The organism is Caballeronia sp. TF1N1 (genome assembly GCF_022878925.1).
GTDB lineage: Bacteria > Pseudomonadota > Gammaproteobacteria > Burkholderiales > Burkholderiaceae > Caballeronia.
Genome location: NZ_CP084628.1, coordinates 189,595 through 209,585, shown reverse-complemented (window position 1 = coordinate 209,585; position 19,991 = coordinate 189,595). Strand labels below are relative to the sequence as shown.

General features: G+C 62.6%; 16 protein-coding genes. 12 read left to right on the top strand and 4 right to left on the bottom strand.

Going from position 1 to position 19,991, the window contains the following annotated elements; all coding sequences use genetic code 11:
• The first annotated feature begins 101 nt into the window (after positions 1-101).
• Entirely contained in the window at positions 102-1,637 is a 1,536-nt protein-coding gene (locus tag LDZ28_RS21780; RefSeq protein WP_244830590.1) for an amino acid permease, read from the top strand.
• 25 nt (positions 1,638-1,662) lie between these two features.
• Here LDZ28_RS21780 and LDZ28_RS21775 read toward each other — a convergent pair whose 3' ends face one another.
• A complete protein-coding gene (locus tag LDZ28_RS21775; RefSeq protein ID WP_244830588.1) occupies positions 1,663-2,685 on the bottom strand; it encodes a LacI family DNA-binding transcriptional regulator in 1,023 nt (340 codons plus the stop codon).
• A 229-nt stretch (positions 2,686-2,914) separates the two neighbouring features.
• On the opposite strand from LDZ28_RS21775, the gene LDZ28_RS21770 reads away from it, so the two are divergent.
• The 5 genes from LDZ28_RS21770 (at position 2,915) to LDZ28_RS21750 (ending at position 8,113) form a co-directional block, all read left to right on the top strand.
• On the top strand, positions 2,915-3,802 hold the full coding sequence (locus LDZ28_RS21770) for a phytanoyl-CoA dioxygenase family protein (protein ID WP_244830587.1): 888 nt from the start codon (positions 2,915-2,917) through the stop codon (positions 3,800-3,802).
• A 23-nt stretch (positions 3,803-3,825) separates the two neighbouring features.
• Complete coding sequence (locus tag LDZ28_RS21765; protein ID WP_244830586.1) at positions 3,826-4,677, top strand: sugar phosphate isomerase/epimerase; 852 nt, start codon at positions 3,826-3,828, stop codon at positions 4,675-4,677.
• Between the two features lie 77 nt (positions 4,678-4,754).
• On the top strand, positions 4,755-6,110 hold the full coding sequence (locus LDZ28_RS21760) for an MFS transporter (RefSeq protein ID WP_255784903.1): 1,356 nt from the start codon (positions 4,755-4,757) through the stop codon (positions 6,108-6,110).
• A 21-nt stretch (positions 6,111-6,131) separates the two neighbouring features.
• Positions 6,132-6,950: a DeoR/GlpR family DNA-binding transcription regulator gene (locus LDZ28_RS21755; protein ID WP_244830582.1), complete on the top strand. Its 819-nt coding sequence runs from the start codon at positions 6,132-6,134 to the stop codon at positions 6,948-6,950.
• Complete coding sequence (locus tag LDZ28_RS21750; RefSeq protein WP_244830580.1) at positions 6,947-8,113, top strand: MFS transporter; 1,167 nt, start codon at positions 6,947-6,949, stop codon at positions 8,111-8,113. Before LDZ28_RS21755 ends, LDZ28_RS21750 begins: the two co-directional genes overlap by 4 nt.
• Positions 8,114-8,161: 48 nt before the next feature.
• Here LDZ28_RS21750 and LDZ28_RS21745 read toward each other — a convergent pair whose 3' ends face one another.
• The 3 genes from LDZ28_RS21745 to LDZ28_RS21735 form a co-directional block, all read right to left on the bottom strand.
• Entirely contained in the window at positions 8,162-9,310 is a 1,149-nt protein-coding gene (locus tag LDZ28_RS21745) for a porin (RefSeq protein ID WP_244830578.1), read from the bottom strand.
• Between the two features lie 323 nt (positions 9,311-9,633).
• Positions 9,634-11,139 carry an argininosuccinate lyase gene (locus LDZ28_RS21740; protein WP_244830576.1) on the bottom strand — a complete coding sequence of 502 codons (1,506 nt, stop codon included), beginning with the start codon at positions 11,137-11,139 and terminating at the stop codon, positions 9,634-9,636.
• A gap of 112 nt (positions 11,140-11,251) precedes the next feature.
• Positions 11,252-12,268: a sugar-binding transcriptional regulator gene (locus tag LDZ28_RS21735; RefSeq protein ID WP_244830574.1), complete on the bottom strand. Its 1,017-nt coding sequence runs from the start codon at positions 12,266-12,268 to the stop codon at positions 11,252-11,254.
• Positions 12,269-12,392: 124 nt separating this feature from the next.
• Here LDZ28_RS21735 and LDZ28_RS21730 point away from each other — a divergent pair, with 124 nt between their 5' ends.
• The 6 genes from LDZ28_RS21730 (at position 12,393) to LDZ28_RS21705 (ending at position 19,986) form a co-directional block, all read left to right on the top strand.
• Positions 12,393-13,895 (top strand): ribulokinase, encoded by a 1,503-nt coding sequence (locus tag LDZ28_RS21730; RefSeq protein WP_244830573.1) that lies wholly within the window; start codon positions 12,393-12,395, stop codon positions 13,893-13,895.
• 76 nt (positions 13,896-13,971) lie between these two features.
• Positions 13,972-14,994, top strand: a complete 1,023-nt coding sequence (locus LDZ28_RS21725; RefSeq protein WP_244830572.1) for a thiamine pyrophosphate-dependent dehydrogenase E1 component subunit alpha — start codon at positions 13,972-13,974, stop codon at positions 14,992-14,994.
• A 1-nt stretch (position 14,995) separates the two neighbouring features.
• A complete protein-coding gene (locus LDZ28_RS21720) occupies positions 14,996-15,982 on the top strand; it encodes an alpha-ketoacid dehydrogenase subunit beta (protein ID WP_244830571.1) in 987 nt (328 codons plus the stop codon).
• Positions 15,979-17,271, top strand: a complete 1,293-nt coding sequence (locus tag LDZ28_RS21715) for an acetoin dehydrogenase dihydrolipoyllysine-residue acetyltransferase subunit (protein ID WP_244830570.1) — start codon at positions 15,979-15,981, stop codon at positions 17,269-17,271. The genes LDZ28_RS21720 and LDZ28_RS21715 overlap by 4 nt, the downstream gene beginning before the upstream one ends.
• A gap of 29 nt (positions 17,272-17,300) precedes the next feature.
• Positions 17,301-18,410, top strand: coding sequence for a sugar ABC transporter substrate-binding protein (locus LDZ28_RS21710; RefSeq protein ID WP_244830568.1), 1,110 nt, complete (start codon positions 17,301-17,303; stop codon positions 18,408-18,410).
• Between the two features lie 58 nt (positions 18,411-18,468).
• The gene (locus LDZ28_RS21705; RefSeq protein WP_244830566.1) at positions 18,469-19,986 is read left to right on the top strand and encodes a sugar ABC transporter ATP-binding protein; all 1,518 of its coding nucleotides are present in this window, start codon (positions 18,469-18,471) and stop codon (positions 19,984-19,986) included.
• Positions 19,987-19,991 lie beyond the last annotated feature (5 nt).

Genomic DNA, 19,991 nt, shown 5'->3' with positions numbered 1-19,991 from the left:
GGCTACTTACCGTGCCTGTTGCGCGTCGCGCGTCAGCGTGACAGGCAATACGGACGTCGAATTCTGGTTCCTTCCCGGCAGGCATTCGTGACGGAGTGAATATGAACGCAAAGCACCAGTCTGAAGCAAGCAGCGACAGCGACGTGAGCCTGTTGCACAAGATGGGTTATGCGCAGGAGTTGTCCCGGCGCATGAACGGCTTCTCGAACTTCGCGGTCTCGTTCTCGATCATCTGCATCCTGTCGGGCGGCATCACCGCTTTCCAGCTGGCGCTTTCGGCGACGGGCGGCGCGTCCGTCGGGCTCGGGTGGCCGCTTGGCGCGTTGTTCGCGTTGATCGTCGCGGTGTCGATGGCGCAGATCGCGTCCGCGTTTCCCACAGCGGGCGGGCTGTATCACTGGGGCTCGATCCTCGGCGGCAAGCAGTTGGGATGGCTCACGGCATGGCTCAACCTGATTGGTCTGATCTTCGTCATCAGCGCGATCAACTTCGGCACCTACGATCCGTTCTTCAAGACGCTGATCGCGCCGATGTTCGGCGTTGCGCCCGAAAGCCTGACGTGGTGGCACCAGACCGCGTTCCTCGCGATCATCACGTTGTCGCAGGCGCTGCTCAATGCACGCGGGATCAAGATCGCCAGCAAGATCACCGATCTCTCGGGCTATCTCATCTTCGTCGTCACCATCGTTCTGGTCGTGGCGCTGCTCTATTACTCGTCCGTGCCGCTCGATCTGCATCGGCTCGTCACGTTCACCAACTTCACGGGCGTCGATGGCGGCGCGTGGCCGAAGCAATCGACGCCGCTCGCGTTTCTCGCGGGCTTGCTGCTCGTGACGTACACCATCACCGGCTTCGACGCTTCCGCGCACACGTCCGAGGAAACGCACGATGCCGCGCGCAACGTGCCGAAAGGGATCATCGGCTCGGTGTTCTGGTCGGCGGTCTTTGGCTACGTCATGGTCTGCACCTTCGTGCTCGTCATGCCGGATCTCACGGCGGGCATGAAACAGGGCACCGGTTTCTTCGAAGCCATTCTCGCGCCGATTCCGACGACGTTGCGCGTGTGTCTCGAACTCGCGATGTTCTTCATCAACTATGTCTGCGGGCTTGCGGCCATCATGTCCACCTCGCGCATGATGTACGCGTTCGCGCGCGATGGCGGGCTGCCCGGCTCGAAGTTTTTGCGTCACGTGAGCCCGAAGCATCGCACGCCGGGCGCGGCGATCTGGACTTGCGCCATACTCGCCATTCTCATCACGCTGTATGGCGATGCCTTCTCCGTGCTCAGCGCCGGCAGCGCGGTCTTCCTGTACATTTCCTACGCGATGCCGATTGCGCTCGGCATGTTCGCCGAAGGCCATGGCTGGACCGAGAAGGGACCGTTCCAGCTCGGCCTCTGGTCCAAGCCGCTCGCGTTGCTGGCGACGGTCGGCGCGTGCGTGCTCGCGTATGTCGGCATTCAGCCGCCGAACGAAAAAGTGCTGTACGTGCTTGTTGGATTCGTGATCGCGTTGCTCGTCATCTGGTACGGCTTCGGGGTGCGCAAGACCTTTGCGGGTCCGCCGTCGATGAAGTCGGATGCGGATATGGCGCGCATCGGCAAGCTCGAAGCCGACGTCGATCAGACAGTGCGATAGTGCTGCATGCCCGTCATGTCCCGCTTCATGCGCTGCCTCGCTCGACAATGGTAAAGCCCAGGTCGATACGCGGATTCGCGGGGCGCTTGCCTTCGAGATAATCGAGCAGCATGTCGCCCGCCAGCTTGCCGATTTCAAGCGATGGAACGCGGATCGTCGTGATGCCCGGATGCGTCGCCGCCGCGATGGGCAAGTCCACGAAGCCCATGATGGCGACGTCTTCCGGCACGCGTATGCCGCGCCGCTGACACTCGAACAGCACGCCCGCGGCGAGCATGTCGCTGGAACAGAACACGGCGTCTAGGTCCGGGCGGCGTTCGAGCAGCCTGTCGAAGATCTCGGGCGCGTCGTTGATGCCCATTGGCCGGTCGAGCGTGATGGCCTCGATCTTGTGAAGCCCCGACTGCTTCGCGCCCGCCCGAAAGCCCTGCAAGCGGCCGGTCGAACGGACATCCATGCTGCCGAGAAAACCGAGATTGCGTCGTCCCTTGCTTGCGAGATAGCGCGCCACCGCAGCACCGGCATCGCGATGCGAGAAACCGATACGCATGTCGATCTGATCGTTGGACGTGTCCCATGCCTCGATCACCGGAACGCCGCAACGGCGAATGCGCTTGTCCACTTCCGCCGGCGTCGATGTGCGTATAAGCATGATGCCGTCGACGCGTCGCCCGACGAAGGCATCGATGAGCCGCACTTCCTCGGCTGCGTCGTAACGGCATTGACCGAGCAGCAACTGATAGCCCTTGTCGGCCAGCGCTTGCGACAGCCCGCTGATGGTGTCCGAAAAGAACGCGTTCTCGATAGTCGGAATGACCGCGCCGATGATCTTCGACCGGTTCGACGCCAGGCTTCCTGCATTCAGGTTCTGCACGTAACCGAGTCTTTCGATGGCGGCCTGCACCGCCGCCAACGATTCGGGCGATACGAGCTCGGGCTGATTCAACGCGCGCGAAACGGTCATGCGCCCGACCTTCGCCTCGCGAGCGACGTCTTCCATGGTGGGCCGGGGCAAGGTGGGTTCGGACGCGGTGGCGCTTGTTTTCATGGTGCTTCGTTTCGTTTCGTTGGTGATCTGTGTTTCGTGCGCGAAGGGTCGATCAGGGAAGACCGCTGCTTGACACTCCGACAATTCCACTTTACCTTGAATGGGAGCGCGCACATAGCAGGTTGCGAACCGAGCATGATGCAGTGCAATGACTTTGCCAAGGCGCCGCGTCGCCGCTAGCAAATGGGAGCGCTCCCAAAAGGCAGGTCCGTTCTTTCAGGAGATGAAAGTGCTTACGAACGAGCAAGTAGAGCAATACGCCAAGGAAGGATACGTAGTCGTCACCGACGTTTTCAGCGATGACCTCGTGGCGCGCATGCGGCGCGTCACGGATGAACTCGTCGAGCAGTCTCGCGTGCTCACGGCATCGAACGATGTATTCGATCTCGCGCCCTCGCATACCGCGCAAAAGCCGCGCGTGCGGCGCATCAAGGACCCGATCAAGGTCGATCCGGTGTTCATGGAAGCGCTCAAGCATCCCAAGCTGATTGCCGCGCTGACGAGTCTTCTGGGGCCAAATCTGCGCGTGCGCAACACCAAGCTGAACCTGAAGGAAGCGCATGTCGGCGACCCGGTTGAATGGCATCAGGACTGGGCGTTTTACCCGCACACGAATCAGGACGTGCTCGCTGTCGGCGTGATGCTCGACGATTGCGAACTGGAAAACGGCCCGCTGCTGATCATTCCGGATAGCCACAAGAGCGAGATTCATAGTCATCACACGGACGGCTATTTTTGCGGCGCGATGGACCCGACGACGTCCAACGTCGACTTCAGCAAGGCAGTGCCGTGCACGGGCAAGGCGGGATCGTTCTCGATTCATCATGCGCGCGCAATTCACGGTTCCGCGGAAAACACGTCGAACCGGCCGCGCCGCTTGTTGCTGTATGAGATTGCCGCCGTCGATGCCTGGCCGCTTATCGGCGGTCCCACGCAGGACAAGAGTCTCGCGGAGTTCAACGAGCGGATCATCGCGGGCGAGCCGACTATCGTGCCGCGCATGGAGAACGTTCCGGTCATCCTGCCGCTGCCGCCCGCGCCGAAGCAAGGCTCGATCTACGAGAACCAGACATCGCTCAAGAATCGCTTCTTCGCCACGACAGCAGAGGCGATGTAGCGCGGCGTCGGAAAGGAAACCGCATGCAGCAACTCAAGGTGTATCAGTCGCTATGGGCCATGGAACGACGCCGCCCGGACGGACATGAGTGGCCGCTCGACGAGCAGTTGCGCATGATCCGCGATGCCGGCTTCGACGGCGTGGGCGTGCGCTTCTTCGACTACGCGTATGCGAGCCGCGTCACGCACACGCTGAAGGAATACGGCATGACGTGGCAGGCGCAGTGTTATCCGCAAACCGTGGATGACCTGAAGCCGATCATCGAGCACGTGCAGGCGCTCGGTGCCGATCACATCAATCTTCAGCCGGACGTGCGGCCGTACTCGATCGAGGAGTGCATTCCGCTTATCGAAGGATGGCGCCGGCTTGCGCACGATGCGGGCATCGCGGTTCATATCGAAACGCATCGCGACCGCATGACGACGGATTTGCTATTCACGCTGCGTCTGCTCGATTGCTTTCCTGACCTGCGTCTGACCGGCGACATCTCGCATTACCTCGTGGGACGCGAGTTCGCGTGGCCGGTATCGGATGACAACCATCGGCTCATGCATCGCATTCTGGACAACTGCTGGGGCTTCCATGGACGCGTGGCAAGCCGCGAGCAGATACAGGTGCAGATTAGCTTTGCGCATCACAAGGAATGGCTCGATCTATTCCTCGGCTGGTGGGAATACGGTTTTCGCAGCTGGCGAAAGCGTGCGGAAAGCGATGCCGTGCTCACGTTTCTCTGCGAACTCGGCCCGAAGGAATACGCGATGACCGATAGAAATGGCTACGAGTTATCGGATCGTTGGGAAGAAGCGCAGTTGCTCAAGGGCCTGGTCGCCGACATGTGGACACGGCTCGAAAGAGAGGAAGCAACGCCGGTATAAGCAAAAGTTTGAACAAAGGAAAGCGATGAAGTGCGTCATGCCCGAACGCATCGAGGACAGCAGACAAGCCCGCCCCAATCACAAGCAGCCGAAGAAGTCTCGAAGACACGAGACGAAGGAGACAAGCGATGAAGGATGCAGCCCTCGAGAGAGCCGAGTCATCGGGTTCAGCTCGCTGGATCAGGATCACGCTCGTGATCTTTCTCATGTACACCATTTCGTATTTCGACCGGACCAACATCGGCCTCGCGCTGCCGTTGATCCGGCGCGATCTCGGCATGGATGCGACCCACGCCGGCCTTGTCGGCGGCATCTTTTTCTGGGGCTACGTCATCACTTTTCTGGCGGGCGGATGGCTCGTGTCGCGCTTCGGCGCACGCAAGGTCGTGCTCGTGTGTCTCATCTGCTGGGGCGCGGCGGCGATGGCCACCGGGCTCGTGCGCACGATGAACGAGTTGATGGCGGTGCGGCTCGTGCTCGGTGTGGCGGAAGGGCCGGTGTGGGCATCCGCTTCGAGTCTCACGGCGTCGTGGTTCACGCGCCGCGAACGGGGCAAGGCTTTCGGCTTCTGGACTGTCAGTTCGCCGCTCGGCGCGCTGCTTGCCGGACCGATCTCGGGCTTTCTGCTCGCGCATCACGACTGGCGCGCGATGATGATCATCGAAGGCTTGCCCGCGTGGATTTGGGCAGTGGTCTGGTGGTCGAGCATTCCGAAGAACATCACGGCCGCCAAGTGGCTCACGAACGAGCAGAAGGCCGGACTCTCGCGCGTGCTCGCCGACGAGCAGGCCGAATTCGTGGATGTCTCATCGCAATCGGGCATCCGTCGTGTCCTGGGGCTGAAGGCGACGTGGTTCCTCGGATTCGGCTTCGCGATGATCAACCTCGTGGTCTATGGCTTCATGCTGTGGCTGCCGAGTTCGATTGCCGCGGCGGCGCCGAACCTGGGGTCGGTGGAAGTCGGCTTGCTTTCGGCGTGCCCATGGGCGGCGTGCATCGTCGGCATTCTAGTGGCGACGCGCAGTTCGGATGCACGTCAGGAGCGGCGGCTGCATGCGGGCGTGCCGATCATCCTTGCGAGTGTGTTGTTGCTCGCGGCGGCCAACGTGCCGGCGACATCGCTCGTGTTGCGAATGTCGTTGTTCACCGCCATGGGCTTCTTCCTCGAAATGTTCCTTCCGCTCATCTTCACGTACGTGACCGAGCTTTTGTCGGCCGCCGATGCGATCGTCGCGACTGCCGTCATCGGTGCGTTCGGCAATCTCGTCGGGGGTTTCGTCGGGCCCACGCTCGTCGGAATGCTCGCGGGGAAGGGCAGTGACTTTCAGTATCCGTTCTCGGTCCTGGCGTGTTTCGGGGCGCTCGGCGGCGTGCTGATACTTTGCGCGCGGCCGCATCGAGAGGTCGCCGCGGAGGTGCTTGCTACGAGATAAAGAGTTGGGGAATGCACGTTCATGCACGTTTACATTCTTGTTCGTGCACGGTATGCTGCACGCATGAACCCCGATCTCCCACTCGCCCGTCGCGACGAACTGGCCAGCCGTCTGTCTTCTGGCCAGTCGCTCGTCGCCGCTAATCTCGCCGTCGAATTCGCCGTATCGGAAGACGCCATCCGCCGCGATCTTCGGGCGCTGGCGTCCGAAGGCAAATGCCGTCGCGTATACGGCGGCGCGCTGCCGGTTTTGCCGGCTGCGTTTCCCATGGCGGCGCGCATCGACATGGACGCCGACCGCAAGCGCATCCTCGCGCAAACGGCCGCGTCCCTCATTCAGCGGGGCCAGTTCCTGTTCCTCGACAGCGGCAGCACCAACCTCGCGCTCGCGAACATCCTGCCTGCGGATTTCGAGCTCACGGTGGTCACGAACTCCGTCGATATCGCTGCTGCGATGTTGCGACGAACGGACCTGCAACTCGTCATGACCGGCGGCTTGGTCGATCAACACGTAGGCGGCAGCGTCGATCCCACTTCGGTGGAGTTCGTCAGGCGCATGAGCTTCGATCTGTGCTTCATCGGCGCGTGCGCGGTATCGACGTCACGCGGCATCGGCGCATTCGGCTTGAGCGACGCTGCGTTCAAACGCGCGGTCGTCGCTGCAAGCGCGCAGAAGGTCGTGCTCGCCACGACCGCGAAACTTCATGCGCGCGCGCCTTATAGCGTGGCGAACATGAAGGAAATCGACTTCCTTATCATTGAGGAAGATGCACCGGGTGATGTGCTCGCGGCGCTGTCGAAGTCCGGCCCAACGGTGATGACTGCGGTGGAAAAATCATGAGCGAGGCCAATCTGGGAGTATCGTCCAATCGCTCTGGAACGCGTCTTGCCACACGTCTTGCGTTTCTCGTGGCCGGCTTCAGCATTGCGTCGTGGGCGCCTCTCGTGCCGTTCACGAAGAGCAGGCTCGGTGTCGACGACACCACACTCGGCCTGCTGCTTTTGTGCATCGGCTTAGGCTCGGTCCTGGCGATGCTTCTCGCGGGCATGCTCACCGCGCGCTACGGCAGCAAGCCGGTGATCGTGGCGGGAGGCGTGGGTCTCGTCCTGACCTTGCCGTTTCTCACGGTCGTCAATACGCCGGCTGAATTAGGCATAGCGCTGTTTTTGTTCGGTGCATCGCTAGGCTCGCTCGAAGTGGCAATGAACGTTCATGCCGTCGAAGTCGAACGTGACGCGGGACGGCCGCTCATGTCGGGGTTCCATGCCCTGTTCAGCGTAGGTGGGTTCGCCGGATCGAGTCTCATGACGTTCCTGCTGTCGATGCATGTCGGCACGCTGGCGGGCACCCTCCTTTGCTCGGCACTCGTGCTCGGAACGTTGGTCCTCGCAACGCCCAGACTTCTGCCTTATGCAAAGAGCGAAGGCGGGCCTATCTTTGCCGTGCCGCGCGGCATCGTGCTGTTGCTCGCCATTCTCGCTGCCATCACGTTCCTCGCCGAGGGCGCGGTGCTCGACTGGAGCGCGCTGCTCGTCTCGGACACGGGTCTCGTCGGCAAGAACGAAGCGGGGCTCGGATACGTCCTCTTTTCGATTGCAATGACAGGCGGGCGTTTATGCGGCGATGCCGTCATCAAGCGGCTCGGCGAGCGCGCGGTCATGTTCTGGGGCGGCGTGCTGACCATCGTCGGGTTCGTGCTTCTGCTCACGGTTCCCATCGCCTTCGTTGCGCTGGGCGGCTTCGTGCTGGTGGGGCTTGGAGCATCGAACACGGTCCCGATTCTTTATCGTCGAAGCGGAACGCAGCGGCTCATGCCACCCGCGCTTGCGGTAGCCGCGGTGACGATAGTGGGTTACGCCGGGATTCTGTCAGGGCCTGCGGGAATCGGCTTCATAGCGGGACAAGTGGGCCTTCCCGGCGCCTTCTGGGTCGTCGTCGTTTTGCTGTGTCTCGTGCCGTTATGCGCGCGGACCGTGACGGCCAAGCAAAGCGACGCTCGGTAAAGATGCAGCCAGCTATCGTGGCTGCATCCCGACGAGCGCTCGAACCAATCAGAACCGATGCCGCAGCCCAACCGTTCCGACCACCTGGTTGGCCGTGGACGAAGCGCCGCCCGAGGTATTGATGAAGGCCACGTATTGCGCGCCGATTGCGTGCTGATACATCGCTTCGGCGTACACGTCCGTGCGCTTGGAGAACGAATAGATGGCTTGCAGATTGACCTGGTTGTATTTCGGATCGTCGCCGAAAGTGCGGCTGTTGGCGGCGTGGCCGTCGGTATAAGTATCGGCTATACCAAGACTGATCGCGGGCGTCAGCGCATACTTCGCGTTCACTTCGTAATTATAGAAGCTCATCGCGCCGTTCACCGAGTTGAACGATGTCGTGCCTTGATAGACGCTGCGCGTGAACACGAAGCCTATGAGCGCCGGACCGTACGCATAGTTCGCGCCGGCGCCGAGCACCCATTCGCGCGATGCACCGACCACGAAGCCGCCGGTGCCATTGGCGGTCGATTCGGCGACATCGATGGCTCCGGCCGTGTTCGCGCCGTTCGAGCCATTGATCTGCAGATAGCCGACCGCGACGTTGAACGGTCCGTAGCTGTAACTGCCGCCCGCGCTGTAGGCGCGGTTCATCGAAAAGTCGGTGCTGTTGGAGAACGCGTACAGTGCGCCGAATTTGAGTCCGGCGTACGAACTGCTCATGTACTTGACCGCGTTGCTCATGCGGACCGAGTGATTGAGGTTGTCGTTATCGAACGGATGCGCGAAGCCCGTGTCGCCGAACGAGCCTGCGGTTGCGGACAGCGGCGCGACGAAATCGACGAGCGAATCGTACTGGCGTCCCAGCGTCAGCGCGCCATAGTCGCTCGATGCAAGGCCCACATATGCCTGACGGCCGAACTCGCGTCCGTTCTGGCCCAGGCGGCCGGTCTGCAGGTTGAAGCCGTTCTCGAGCACGAAGATGGCCTTCAATCCGCCGCCGAGATCTTCCGAGCCACGCAGTCCCCAGCGGCTGCCGTTGATATTGCCGCTCGTGGCCTGCCAAAGCGAGCCTTGCGAGCCCCCTTTGGCGACGTTATTCGTGTACATCAGGCCTGCATCGATCAAGCCGTACAGCGTGACTGAGCTCTGTGCCCGCGCGCCAGCGCTGATCAACAGCAATGGCAGCATCCATGCGATTCGCGATTTTTTCATGCCTGAACTCCGGACGAGTTGACGGGGACTCTGTCGAGAGGTTAGCGACCGAATCGTCAAATGCAAAATAGCCGCTTGAACACATGATGAAGATGTTGCGATATCGCCGATTCGGCTCGCGGTCGAGCGCGCTGTCGTAATGACGAAATATTGGCGGACTATCGTTTTCGCGCGTATTGGGCAAACGCGGGTTCAAGCGCATTTACCGCATTCATCAGATGTTCGGATTGGCGAAGCCGTAGCAGAGCGCCCCGAAAAGAAGGATTGTCACCGGCAAATCGACAAGCCTCATCAGCGCGATACGCTCGAGCATGTGCGCAGCTTCAATGCCCAATCATCTTGCCGAAGTCATTGTCGAGCCGCGCCAGCGAACTCGCGATATGCGCGCGATTGCTCTTGATCCACTTGTCCTGCTCGGCGATACGCGCATTCGCATCTTTCAGCATGCGCGTCATTTCCGAAGGCTGCGGGCCGCCCACGGTCGCGCGATCGTTCACGATCGCCACCGGGTCCAGCGTCGAGCGAAACTCGGCTTCGCTCATCGGAAAATCGCCGGCGTAGGGCGTGCCTTCGACCGTTTGCCTGTAGATGCGCTGCGCATCGGCGTACGGAAAGTCGAGCGGCTTGATGTCCTTCTGCCGCGCATATTCCACCACGTTCGACGCAAAATGATGGCCGACCCGGAACGGCAGTTTGTACTTGCGCATGAGGACATCGGCCACTTCCTGCGATGCCGTCCAGTCGCTATTGAGCTCTTCAAGTGCGCGGTTCGGGTCGATGACGAGCGAGTTCAGCACCTCGTCGAAGCCCTTGAGCGCTGCAATGCCGCTTTCGACCATCTCGTTGTTGGCCTTCACGTCCTTCGGATCGCTCATGCCCGGCGGCAGGTTATGCGCTTGCATCACGACGCCTTCCGCCTGCGAGATCGCCGTCGATGCGTCCGAGCGCGTGCGAATCAAAAGCCCCGGGTTACGCTTTTGCGGCATGGCGCTCGATACGTACGTATTGGCGCCGCCTTCCTGCAAGAGAATCCAAGGGCGCGATTCGGCGTATTGCGTCATCACGTCCTGAATGAAGGCGCCGGTATGCAGCGCCACGCTCGTGACGACCGCACCAGCCTCCACGGGTTCATCGACGGAAGAAATCTGCGACGCGTCGTACGCGTTGTCGACGAGCGCATTGAAGCCGAGATACTGCGCCATGCGCTCGCGATCCAGCGGCCAACTCGTACCGTTCAGCACTGTCGTTCCCATCGACGAACGGTCCACGCGCTTGTATGTCTCGCGAATTCGCTGCGCGTCGCGGTCGAGGCCGGCGGCAAAGCCTAGCAAGTAATGGCCATAGCTGTTGGGCTGCGCGGCCACGCCGTTCGTGTAGTTCGGCACGACCACGCTCTTGTATTTGTCGGCGAGGCGCACGATGGTGGCGGTCGTGGTGTTGAGCTGATCGGCGAGATTGAGCAGGTCGTCGCGCAGGATCGCGGAACGGTAAGTCGCGTGCATGTCCTGACTGGAGCGTCCGGCGTGCAGTAGCGTGATGTCTTCGCCCGCTGCCTTGATCAGAAGCGGCTCGAAGGTAATGACGGTTCGCGGTCGCTTCGCGCCAGGCTGGTCGGCGTCGGCGATCACCTTGGCGACGCCAGCGGCCAGGCGCGGCGCCATCGATTTGTCGAGCAAGCCTTCGCTCGTGTTGATGACGACGGTCGCCTTGTTGATCTCGCCGAGCCAGAAGAATTCATCGTGAGGTGGAACCTGCTGCGCAAACGCCGGCAACACGGCAAACATGGCAAACACGACAGCAGCAAGCGATGCGCGTCCAAGCAATCTCATGGTAGGAATTCGCGGATTGGGAAGTCGCGATTATAGGAGCGCAACCGCTTTGTTTGCTGGGCGCCCGGCTTGGACGGATTGTTCTGCCTTCCCCGAGCGCCCAATTCACGCGTCATGCCAATCCGTCAGTCAACTGCATCGACTTCGCCAGCGCGAGCGCCGTGTCGCCGTCGATAACGAGCCCCTTGACGATGCCACTGCGCAGCAACGCAATCGTCGCGCGTACTTTTTCCAGACCGCCCGTCAGAAGCACGACATTGCGACCGCGTAATTCGTCCGTGGCGATGGCGACCGTCCGTTCGCTGAGCGGATGCTTGATCTCGCGGCCGTCGATATCGAACAGCTTGCCGAGCGAATCGCAGACGGCGCCGCTTTCCTGGATATTGCGCAGCTCGTCCGCCGTCATGATGTCCTGTGTCCGCAGCACCGACGTTTCCTCGAGTTCGCCCACGCTGATGAGATAAAGATCGGCGTTCTGCGCGAGATGCATTGCGTCCTGCACGATGCGCTGCTCGAAAAAGACCTTCCGGTCCGCCACCGAATTGGCGATGAACGGAACGGGCAAAAAGTGCACCTCGCCGCCGGTCCGCGCCGCGAAGAACTGCACGACTTCGAACGGGTTCGATGTCGAGTTCCGCTTGAGCGACCCGAGCAGCGAGACGAATCGCGCCTGCGGATTGCGCACGCCCGCAAGCTGCGTCGCCACTTGTTCTATCGTGCGTCCCCAGCTCACGCCCACGGTAATGGGCCCGTCCAGCAGCTTGCCCTTCAGAAAGCTCGCGCCCGCCGCGCCGACCGCGCGCCGGCTGATGGCCGCGCGAATGCGATCCGCTTTGGGATCGGCGGGCCCGTCGGCGAATCCCAAGGTTGGCGTGGCGATGCAGAAGTCGAGGCCGAAGCAACGCGCAATGGCCTGTTCGACTTCGATATCGCGCGCGGATTCGTGGTTGATCGTCACGTTGATGAGCCCGCGATCGCGCGCCTCGGACAGCAGGCGATTGACGCGGCTGCGATGCAGACCGAGCCGCGAGGCCGTCTGCTCCTGATTCAAACCACCGACGTAATACAGCCACGCAGCGCGGACGATCAGCGCGTCGTCGGACTCGTGCGCAAGGTTCAGCTCCAGCATTTAGGTGTTTCCCCTCTGTTTATGCACACCATCTTGACAAAGCCCACCCCGAAAATCAAACTCATCACAAATGTCGCGCATGACGACAAATGTGCAAGACGATGGCTGGAGACACGGAGACAGCATGAGCCACGTAATCGGCGTCGATGGTGGAACGGAAAGCATTCGTGCACGCGTGTTCGATTTGACCGGCTCCTGTCTTGGATCGGCCGCGCAGCCGTACGCCACGCAGTTTTCGGCGGGCGCGCGCGCCGAGCAGAATCCGGAAGACTGGTGGAATGCCATGGGCACGGCGGTTCGGCAGGCCGTGAAGGAAGCGGGTATCGCGCCCGCCGACATCGATGCCGTGGCGCTTGCCACCACGAGTTGCAGCGTCGTCGCGCTCGACGCGCAAGGCGCGGCGCTACGTCCGGCCATCATCTGGATGGATGTACGCGCCGAAGCCGAAGCCGCCGACGTGCTCGCCACCGGCGATCCGGCGCTCGTCGTCAACGGCGCGGGCGAAGGTCCGGTATCGGCGGAATGGATGATCCCGAAAGCATTGTGGATCGCGCGTCACGAGCCCGAGATCTACGAGCGTGCGGCGACCATCTGCGAGTATCAGGACTTCATGAACTTGCGGCTCACGGGCCGGCGTTGCGCGAGCCTCGATAACGCGTCGATTCGCTGGCATTACTCGACCGAGCGCGGAGGTTACGCGAAGAGTCTGCTCGCGGCGCTGAAGCTCGATTCGCTGCTCGACAAGTGGCCCGACGCCGTTATCGCGCCAGGCGAAGTGGTCGGCACGTTGAGCGCGCGTGCCGCCGAACATTTGCAGTTGCCGCAGAGCGTCAAGGTCGTGCAAGGCGGCGCGGATGCGCTCATCGGCATGATCGGAATCGGTGTTGCGAAGCCGGGACAAGTGGCGCTCATCACCGGGTCGTCGCATCTGATGTTCGGCGTCTCCGACCGCTCGGCCGCCGCCAAGGGCCTGTGGGGCACGTATGCCGATGCCGTCTATCCTGGCCGGCACATCATCGAAGGCGGACAGACATCGACGGGCTCCATCGTCAACTGGTTGCGGCGGCTCGCGGGCGGCAATCTCGATCTCAAGGCGCTCAACGACGAAGCCCGCGAGATCGCGCCGGGCTGCGACGGTCTGCTCGCGCTAGATCATTTTCAGGGCAACCGCACACCTCATGTCGATGCGCTCTCGCGCGGCGCCTTCGTCGGACTGACGCTCGCGCACGGCATGCCGCATCTGTTTCGCGCGACCATCGAAGGCATCTGCTTCGGCTCGCGCCTGATCTTCGAGCGCATGGCGCAGGCGGGCTTTCCCGCGAGTGAAATCACCATCGGCGGTGGCGTGGTCGCGTCCGACCTGTGGCTGCAACTCCATGCCGATATCGCGGGCTTGCCGGTGAGCGTGCCCAAGGCGAGCGAAGCGCCGTCGCTCGGCGCGGCCATTCTTGCCGCGACGGGCGTCGGCCATTTCGGCTCCATCGACGAAGGTATTTCGGCCATGGTGAAACCGGGCCGCCGCATAGAACCGAGAGCAGCCGAAGCCGCCCGCTACGACGAGATTTACGAACGGTATCAGAAGCTTTATCCGGCCCTGCGCGGCTTTAGCGAGCGACCTTCCGCGTAAGCGAGGCCGGTCGAAGCCCGCACGCCGAGATACCGGTCCGCGCATTCATCGAGAACCCTCCATCAGAGTCGAAACCATGCTTTCGCAATCCAAGCCTCCATTGCTAGACCTTTATCGCACGATGCGCCGCATCAGAACCTTCGAGGAACATGTCGCCGAGCTGTATGCGCGCGAGCTGTCGGCGGGGTCGATGCTGCATCTGTCCATCGGCGAAGAGGGCGCGGCGGCGGGTGTCGTCGGCGCGTTGCAGCCGCAGGACAGCTTCACGACGCACCATCGCGGCCACGGCATCTTTCTCGCGCGCGGCGCCGAGCCCAACCGGATGATGGCGGAAATCGGCGGCAAGGCTTCCGGGTACTGCCGTGGAAAGGGCGGCTCGATGCATATCGCCGACATGGCGTTGGGTCACCTCGGCGCGAATGCGATCGTCGGCGGCGGCATCTCGCATGTGGTCGGCGCGGGCCTGAGCTACAAGCTCCTGAAGAAAGATGCGATATCGGTGGCGTTCTTCGGCGATGGCGCCATGCAGCAAGGCATCCTCTACGAAAGCATGAACATGGCGGCGCTGTGGGACCTGCCGGTGCTTTTCGTGTGCATCAACAATCAATATGGCATGGGCACGCGGATCGACAAGGCGACACGCTCCACCGCCTTCGACAAGCGCGCCGAGGCGTTCGGCCTGCGCACGGGCATGGTGGATGGCGAGGATGTCGAAGCCGTGCTCGACGTGGCGGAAGACCTGGTCTCGGGCGCGCGCGCTGGCAAGCCCGGCTTCATGGCGATCTCGTGCTTCCGCTTCTTCGGTCATGGCCGCATGGACAAGAGTCCGTACCGCACGCCCGATGAAGAAGAAGTGGGACGCAAGCGCGATCCGATCGTCCGTGCGCGCGGCACGCTGATCGAGCGCCACGCGGTGACCGCCGCCGAGATCGACGCACTCGATGCCGAGATCAGCCGCGAGATGAGCGACGCGATCGACTTCACCGCGAACTCCGCCGCGCCTGCGCTCGACACCATGTTCGAGGATGTCTACGGCGTCGGCGAGCCGCAACCGGAATCCGTTCGCTCGCGTCTGGAACGCGTGCTGGCAAGGAGCTGATATGTCCAGTCTGACCAGAATCACTTACCGCGACGCGCTGCGCCAGGCGTTGCGCGACGCCATGCAGGCCGATGACACCGTCGTCGTGATCGGCGAGGAAGTCGGCGTGTACGGCGGCGCGTATGGCGTCACGAAAGACCTCATCAAGGAATTCGGCGCCGCGCGTTTGATCGATACGCCGATCAGCGAGCCCGCCATCGTCGGCGCGGCGGTCGGCGCGGCGATGACCGGCCTGCGACCGGTCGCGGAATTGATGTACGTGGACTTTCTCGGCATGACGATGGATCAGGTCGGCAATCAGGCCGCGAAAATCCGCTATATGTTCGGCGGACAGATCGGCGTGCCGATGGTCTTGCGCACGCAAGGCGGCACGGGCCGGTCGGCGGGCGCGCAGCATTCGCAGAGTCTCGAAGCGCTCGCCATGCACACGCCCGGCTTGCGCCTTGCCATGCCCGCCACGGCTTCCGATGCCTACCATCTGCTGCGTCACAGCCTGACTTTGCCGGACCCAGTAGTGTTCATCGAGCACAAGGCGCTCTATGCACGCAAGGAAGACGCGGACTTGACCACGCCCATCGCGCCGTGGGGCAAGGCAGCGGTGCGGCGCAGCGGCAAGGACGTCACGCTCGTCACCTATTCGCGCATGGTGTATGTCGCGCTCGAAGCCGCCGAGGCGCTGGCGCGCAATGGCGTCGATGTCGAAGTGATCGACTTGCGCACGCTCAATCCGCTCGATATGGAAACCGTGGTGGCGTCGGTGAATCGCACGGGGCGCGCGGTCGTCGTCACCGAGTCGGCTTCGACGTGCGGCGTCGCCTCCGAGATCGCGGCGCGCATCTCGGAGGAGTGCTTCGACTTCCTCGAGGATCCGGTGCTCAGGCTCGCGGGCGAAGACGTGCCGATCTCGGTGTCGCCCGCGCTCGAAAGCGCGAGTATTCCGACGGCGCAACTCATCGTCGACATGATCTCGAACATGGTGCCGGCATGAGCAAGTCCCTGTTGCTGCCGCGCCTGGGCGAAACGATGGAGCAGGGGCGCGTGGTCGAGTGGTTCAAGAAGCCGGGCGAGTCTTTCACGCGCGGCGAGACGCTCGTCGAAATCGAAACGGACAAGACGGTCGTGGAGATGCCCGCGCTCGCCGATGGCGTGTTGCGCAAGATCGTCGCCGAAGTGGGCGAGGACGTCGATGTCGGCGGCATGCTCGGCGAATACGACGTGATCGGCGAAGAGAGCAGCGCCGTGCCCGAGGAGGCCGCCGCCGCCGCGCCTGCCGTTGCCGCTGCCCCTGCGCCTGAAATGCGTTCGCAGGCAGCGAGCACCCGCCAGGACGTCACGACCGGCTTGCGCGCCACGCCTGCCGCACGACGCGTGGCGCGGCAAGGCGGTATTGCGCTCGACGACATCGCCGGAACGGGACGACGCGGGCGCATAGAACGCCACGATGTCGAAGCGCGCGTGAACGGCACGGGTAACGTCGGCGATGCAAATCAGGCGCGCGAAGTCTCGGCAGAAGGCGTGCTCTATCGCAATCTGCCGCGCGGTCGCGTGGCGTATCGCGAATGGCGCGCGCCGAACGCGAGCGGCGCCCCGCTCGTGCTGCTGCACGGTTTCTCCGGCGACGCGCAAGTATGGTCCGCGCTCGCAAGCCAGTTGCAGCGGCGTGGCAAGCACGTCATCGCACCGGACTTGCCTTCTCACGGCGCCACCGATTTCGACAGCGCCGACGTGGATGGCATGGCTGCCGCGATCGTCGCGCTGATCGAGGATCTAGGGCTCGGCGGCATCGAACTCGCCGGGCATTCGCTGGGTGCGGCGGTCGCCACGAAAGTCGCAACGGCGCTCAAGTCGAAAGTGCGGCGCCTGACCTTGATCGCGCCCGCCGGATTCGGCACGGAGATCGACGACGACTTCATCGACGGCATGGCGCACGTGCAAAAAGGTGGCGGGCTAATGCATCTGCTGCGCCGCTCGGCGCTCAATCCGCCGCTTCTGTCCGCGCAACAACTCGATCAGATGGCGGGCGCCATCAGCAAGCGCGGCGCGCTGGCGGCGCTCGCGGGCAATCTCGTCAGCAGCGGGCGTCAGCAGATCGATATCCGCTCCGAACTGTCCGCGCTCGACGCGCCTTCCCGCGTGATCTGGGGGCTCGACGATCAGATCATCCCATGGCAGCACGCGAGCCGCGCAGGGCCGGACATTCCCGTGCACTTCATCCCCCAGGCGGGTCACATGCCGCATTGGGATCAACCGCAGAAGGTGGCGGCGCTCTTCATATAACACGCAGTCGAATAGAACAGGAGACAAACATGGAAGACAGCAACAGCCAGGAACCGGAGTTCTCGCGCCGCCGTCTGCTCGGCATGGCGGCCGCCGTCGGCGGTACGCAGTTCGCCCAGATGCTGTTCGGGGCGACAAGCGCCCACGCGCAAACGCCGGCATCGTCGCCGCAAGGCGGCAAGCCGCTGAAGATCGCGGTGGTGGCGCAGCAGATGTCCGCGCAATCCGACCAGCGCTCGTGGAACGGCCTGCAGCAGTGGCTCAAGAAGTCGGGTCTCGACAAGACCTGGCAGATCAAGCAGACCGATGCAAAGGGCGATCCGGGTCAGCTCGTGAGCCAGATCGAGGATGCGATCACCGCGAAGTCCGATGCCATTCTCGTGCTGTACGGCACGTTGACCGCGGCGAAGAGCGCGCTCGATCACCTCACGGCATCGAAGATTCCGTTCTTCAGTCTGGACTCGGGATGGCAGGCGCCCGCTATTGCGGACATCACCAGCAACAACTACGCAATGAGCGCGCAGACCTCGCAGTTCATGATCGATACGTTATTGGCCCAGGGCAAGACCAAGGCCAACATGTGCGCGATCATCGCGAACTTTCACCACGGCACGCGCAAGCGCGGCAAGGTGATGAAGACGGCCCTCACGGAAAACGAATGGATTTCGCTCAAGAACGAACGCGTGATCCAGTATTCCGGTTTCTACGAGGCGACGCAGAACACCGTCAACGACTGGCTCACGACCTACGGCAAGGATCTCGATGTGATCTGGTGCCCGTGGGACGAACCGGCCATGGCGGCGGCAGAAGTCGTCATGTCGCGCGGCATGCAGGACAAGATCATGGTGATCGGCCACGACGGGCATCCGACGGCACTCGACCGCATGCGCAAGCCGAACTATCCGTTGATCTGCACGACGGCGCAGGCCTTCGAAGTCTGGGGCGCCTACACCGGCTGGCTCATCAACGAGATCGTGGCGAAGGGTGGCGACGCGAAGAAGCTCGTGCCGGTTCCAACCGTTGAATTCCCCGCGCCTCTCTTGGTGCGCGGCGTGAATATCCCCGGGCCGAACGAGCCGACCTATAACGCGAAAGATCTGTACTACATCTATCGCGATCGCGCCGTGGCCGGCATGTGATGGGCGGCGGGCCGGCCGCGCGTATCCACGCCGGCCCGCCGTGTCAGGAGACAGACACATGAATGACAATCTGGCGAAGGGAACCCCTCGCCTGAGCGCTCGTGGTGTGGAAAAGAGCTTCCACGGCAATCCGGCGCTGCGCGGCGTCGATCTCGACTTGTGGGGCGGCGAAATGCTCGCGCTCGTTGGCGCGAACGGCGCGGGCAAATCCACGCTGGTCAAGATCATTTGCGGCGCGCAGCAAGCCGATGCAGGCACGCTGTGTATCGACGGCAAGCCGGTCTCGATGAAGAGCGTCGGCGACGCGCTCGCCTCGGGCATCGCGGTGGCGCATCAGCAGATCGCGGTCATCTCGACGCTGACCGCCGCCGAGAACATCATGCTCGGACGCGAACCGTTGAGCGGCGGCCTGATCCGCTCGCGCGCCTTGCGAGTCGAAGCGAGCCGCTTCGCGCAGCGCTTTGGCATCGATATCGATCTCGACCGGGAATGCGGCGATCTCACGCTCGGCGAGAACAAGATTCTCGACATCCTGAAGGCGCTGGTGAGCGAGCCCGCCATTCTGATTCTCGATGAACCGACCGCCTCGCTCACGCTCAACGAAAGCCGAAAGCTCTTCAGCTTTCTGCGCGATCTCAAGTCGCACGGCTTGTCGATTCTTTTCATCTCGCATCACCTGAACGAGATTTTCGAGCAGTGCGATCGCGTGGCCGTGCTCAAGGACGGCGCAAAAGTGCACGATGGCCTCGTCGCCGAAACGACGCTGCAGGAAGTGGTGCATCTGATGGTCGGACGCAGGATCGAGGATCAGAACTGGTCGTCTTCCGCGTCTCGCGACACTGTCACGACGCGCATTCAAGACGCGCGCATCGGCAATCTCGACGTGCCCGATCTCGTCGTGCATGCGGGCGAGATCGTCGGCATTGCTGGCGTGATGGGCGGCGGGCAGACCGGCGTGCTGGAAGCGCTCGCGGGATCGATGAGCGCGAAGGTCACGGGCGAATGCATCGTCAATGGCAAACGCGGATTGCCGCGCGATGTCGCCGATGCGATCGGCCGTGGCGTGTACCTGGTCGCCGATGAGCGCTTGCGCAAGGCGCTCTTTCCGGGATTGACCGTCGAAGAGAATCTGATGACCGGCACGCTCGAACAAACGAGCCGCGGCGGCTTCATGCAGCACACGCTCATGCGCGGGCTCGCGCACGACACCGTGAAGCAACTGGGTATCAAGTGCAGCGGCATCGGGCAGGACGTGCTTCAGCTATCCGGCGGCAATCAGCAGAAGGTCGCGTTCGGCCGCTGGCTGATTCGCATGGGCCGAAGTCACGCGGCGAAGCATCCGCTGCTGCTGCTCGACAATCCGACCGAAGGCGTGGATGTCGGCAGCAAGGCGGAAATCTATGCGCTGATTCACGAACTGGTCAAGGCGGGCGCGAGCGTGCTGATTGCGAGCGCCGAGTTCGAGGAAATGCTCAAGCTATGCGACCGCATTTACTGCATCGCCGATGGCGTGGTGGGCGAATGTCTCGACCGCACCGAATTTTCCGAAGCAAGACTCTTGCTCGAGGTGAACTGAAATGA

Bases quoted from the DNA above. Each gene is read 5' to 3' on its own strand.
- LDZ28_RS21735 (WP_244830574.1), bottom strand. From the start codon at position 12,268: ATGCTGGAGCTGAACCTTGCGCACGAGTCCGACGACGCGCTGATCGTC.
- LDZ28_RS21780 (WP_244830590.1), top strand. From the start codon at position 102: ATGAACGCAAAGCACCAGTCTGAAGCAAGCAGCGACAGCGACGTGAGC.
- LDZ28_RS21710 (WP_244830568.1), top strand. From the start codon at position 17,301: ATGGAAGACAGCAACAGCCAGGAACCGGAGTTCTCGCGCCGCCGTCTG.
- LDZ28_RS21750 (WP_244830580.1), top strand. From the start codon at position 6,947: ATGAGCGAGGCCAATCTGGGAGTATCGTCCAATCGCTCTGGAACGCGT.
- LDZ28_RS21730 (WP_244830573.1), top strand. From the start codon at position 12,393: ATGAGCCACGTAATCGGCGTCGATGGTGGAACGGAAAGCATTCGTGCA.
- LDZ28_RS21715 (WP_244830570.1), top strand. From the start codon at position 15,979: ATGAGCAAGTCCCTGTTGCTGCCGCGCCTGGGCGAAACGATGGAGCAG.
- LDZ28_RS21705 (WP_244830566.1), top strand. From the start codon at position 18,469: ATGAATGACAATCTGGCGAAGGGAACCCCTCGCCTGAGCGCTCGTGGT.
- LDZ28_RS21745 (WP_244830578.1), bottom strand. From the start codon at position 9,310: ATGAAAAAATCGCGAATCGCATGGATGCTGCCATTGCTGTTGATCAGC.
- LDZ28_RS21740 (WP_244830576.1), bottom strand. From the start codon at position 11,139: ATGAGATTGCTTGGACGCGCATCGCTTGCTGCTGTCGTGTTTGCCATG.
- LDZ28_RS21725 (WP_244830572.1), top strand. From the start codon at position 13,972: ATGCTTTCGCAATCCAAGCCTCCATTGCTAGACCTTTATCGCACGATG.
- LDZ28_RS21720 (WP_244830571.1), top strand. From the start codon at position 14,996: ATGTCCAGTCTGACCAGAATCACTTACCGCGACGCGCTGCGCCAGGCG.
- LDZ28_RS21765 (WP_244830586.1), top strand. From the start codon at position 3,826: ATGCAGCAACTCAAGGTGTATCAGTCGCTATGGGCCATGGAACGACGC.
- LDZ28_RS21775 (WP_244830588.1), bottom strand. From the start codon at position 2,685: ATGAAAACAAGCGCCACCGCGTCCGAACCCACCTTGCCCCGGCCCACC.
- LDZ28_RS21755 (WP_244830582.1), top strand. From the start codon at position 6,132: ATGCACGTTTACATTCTTGTTCGTGCACGGTATGCTGCACGCATGAAC.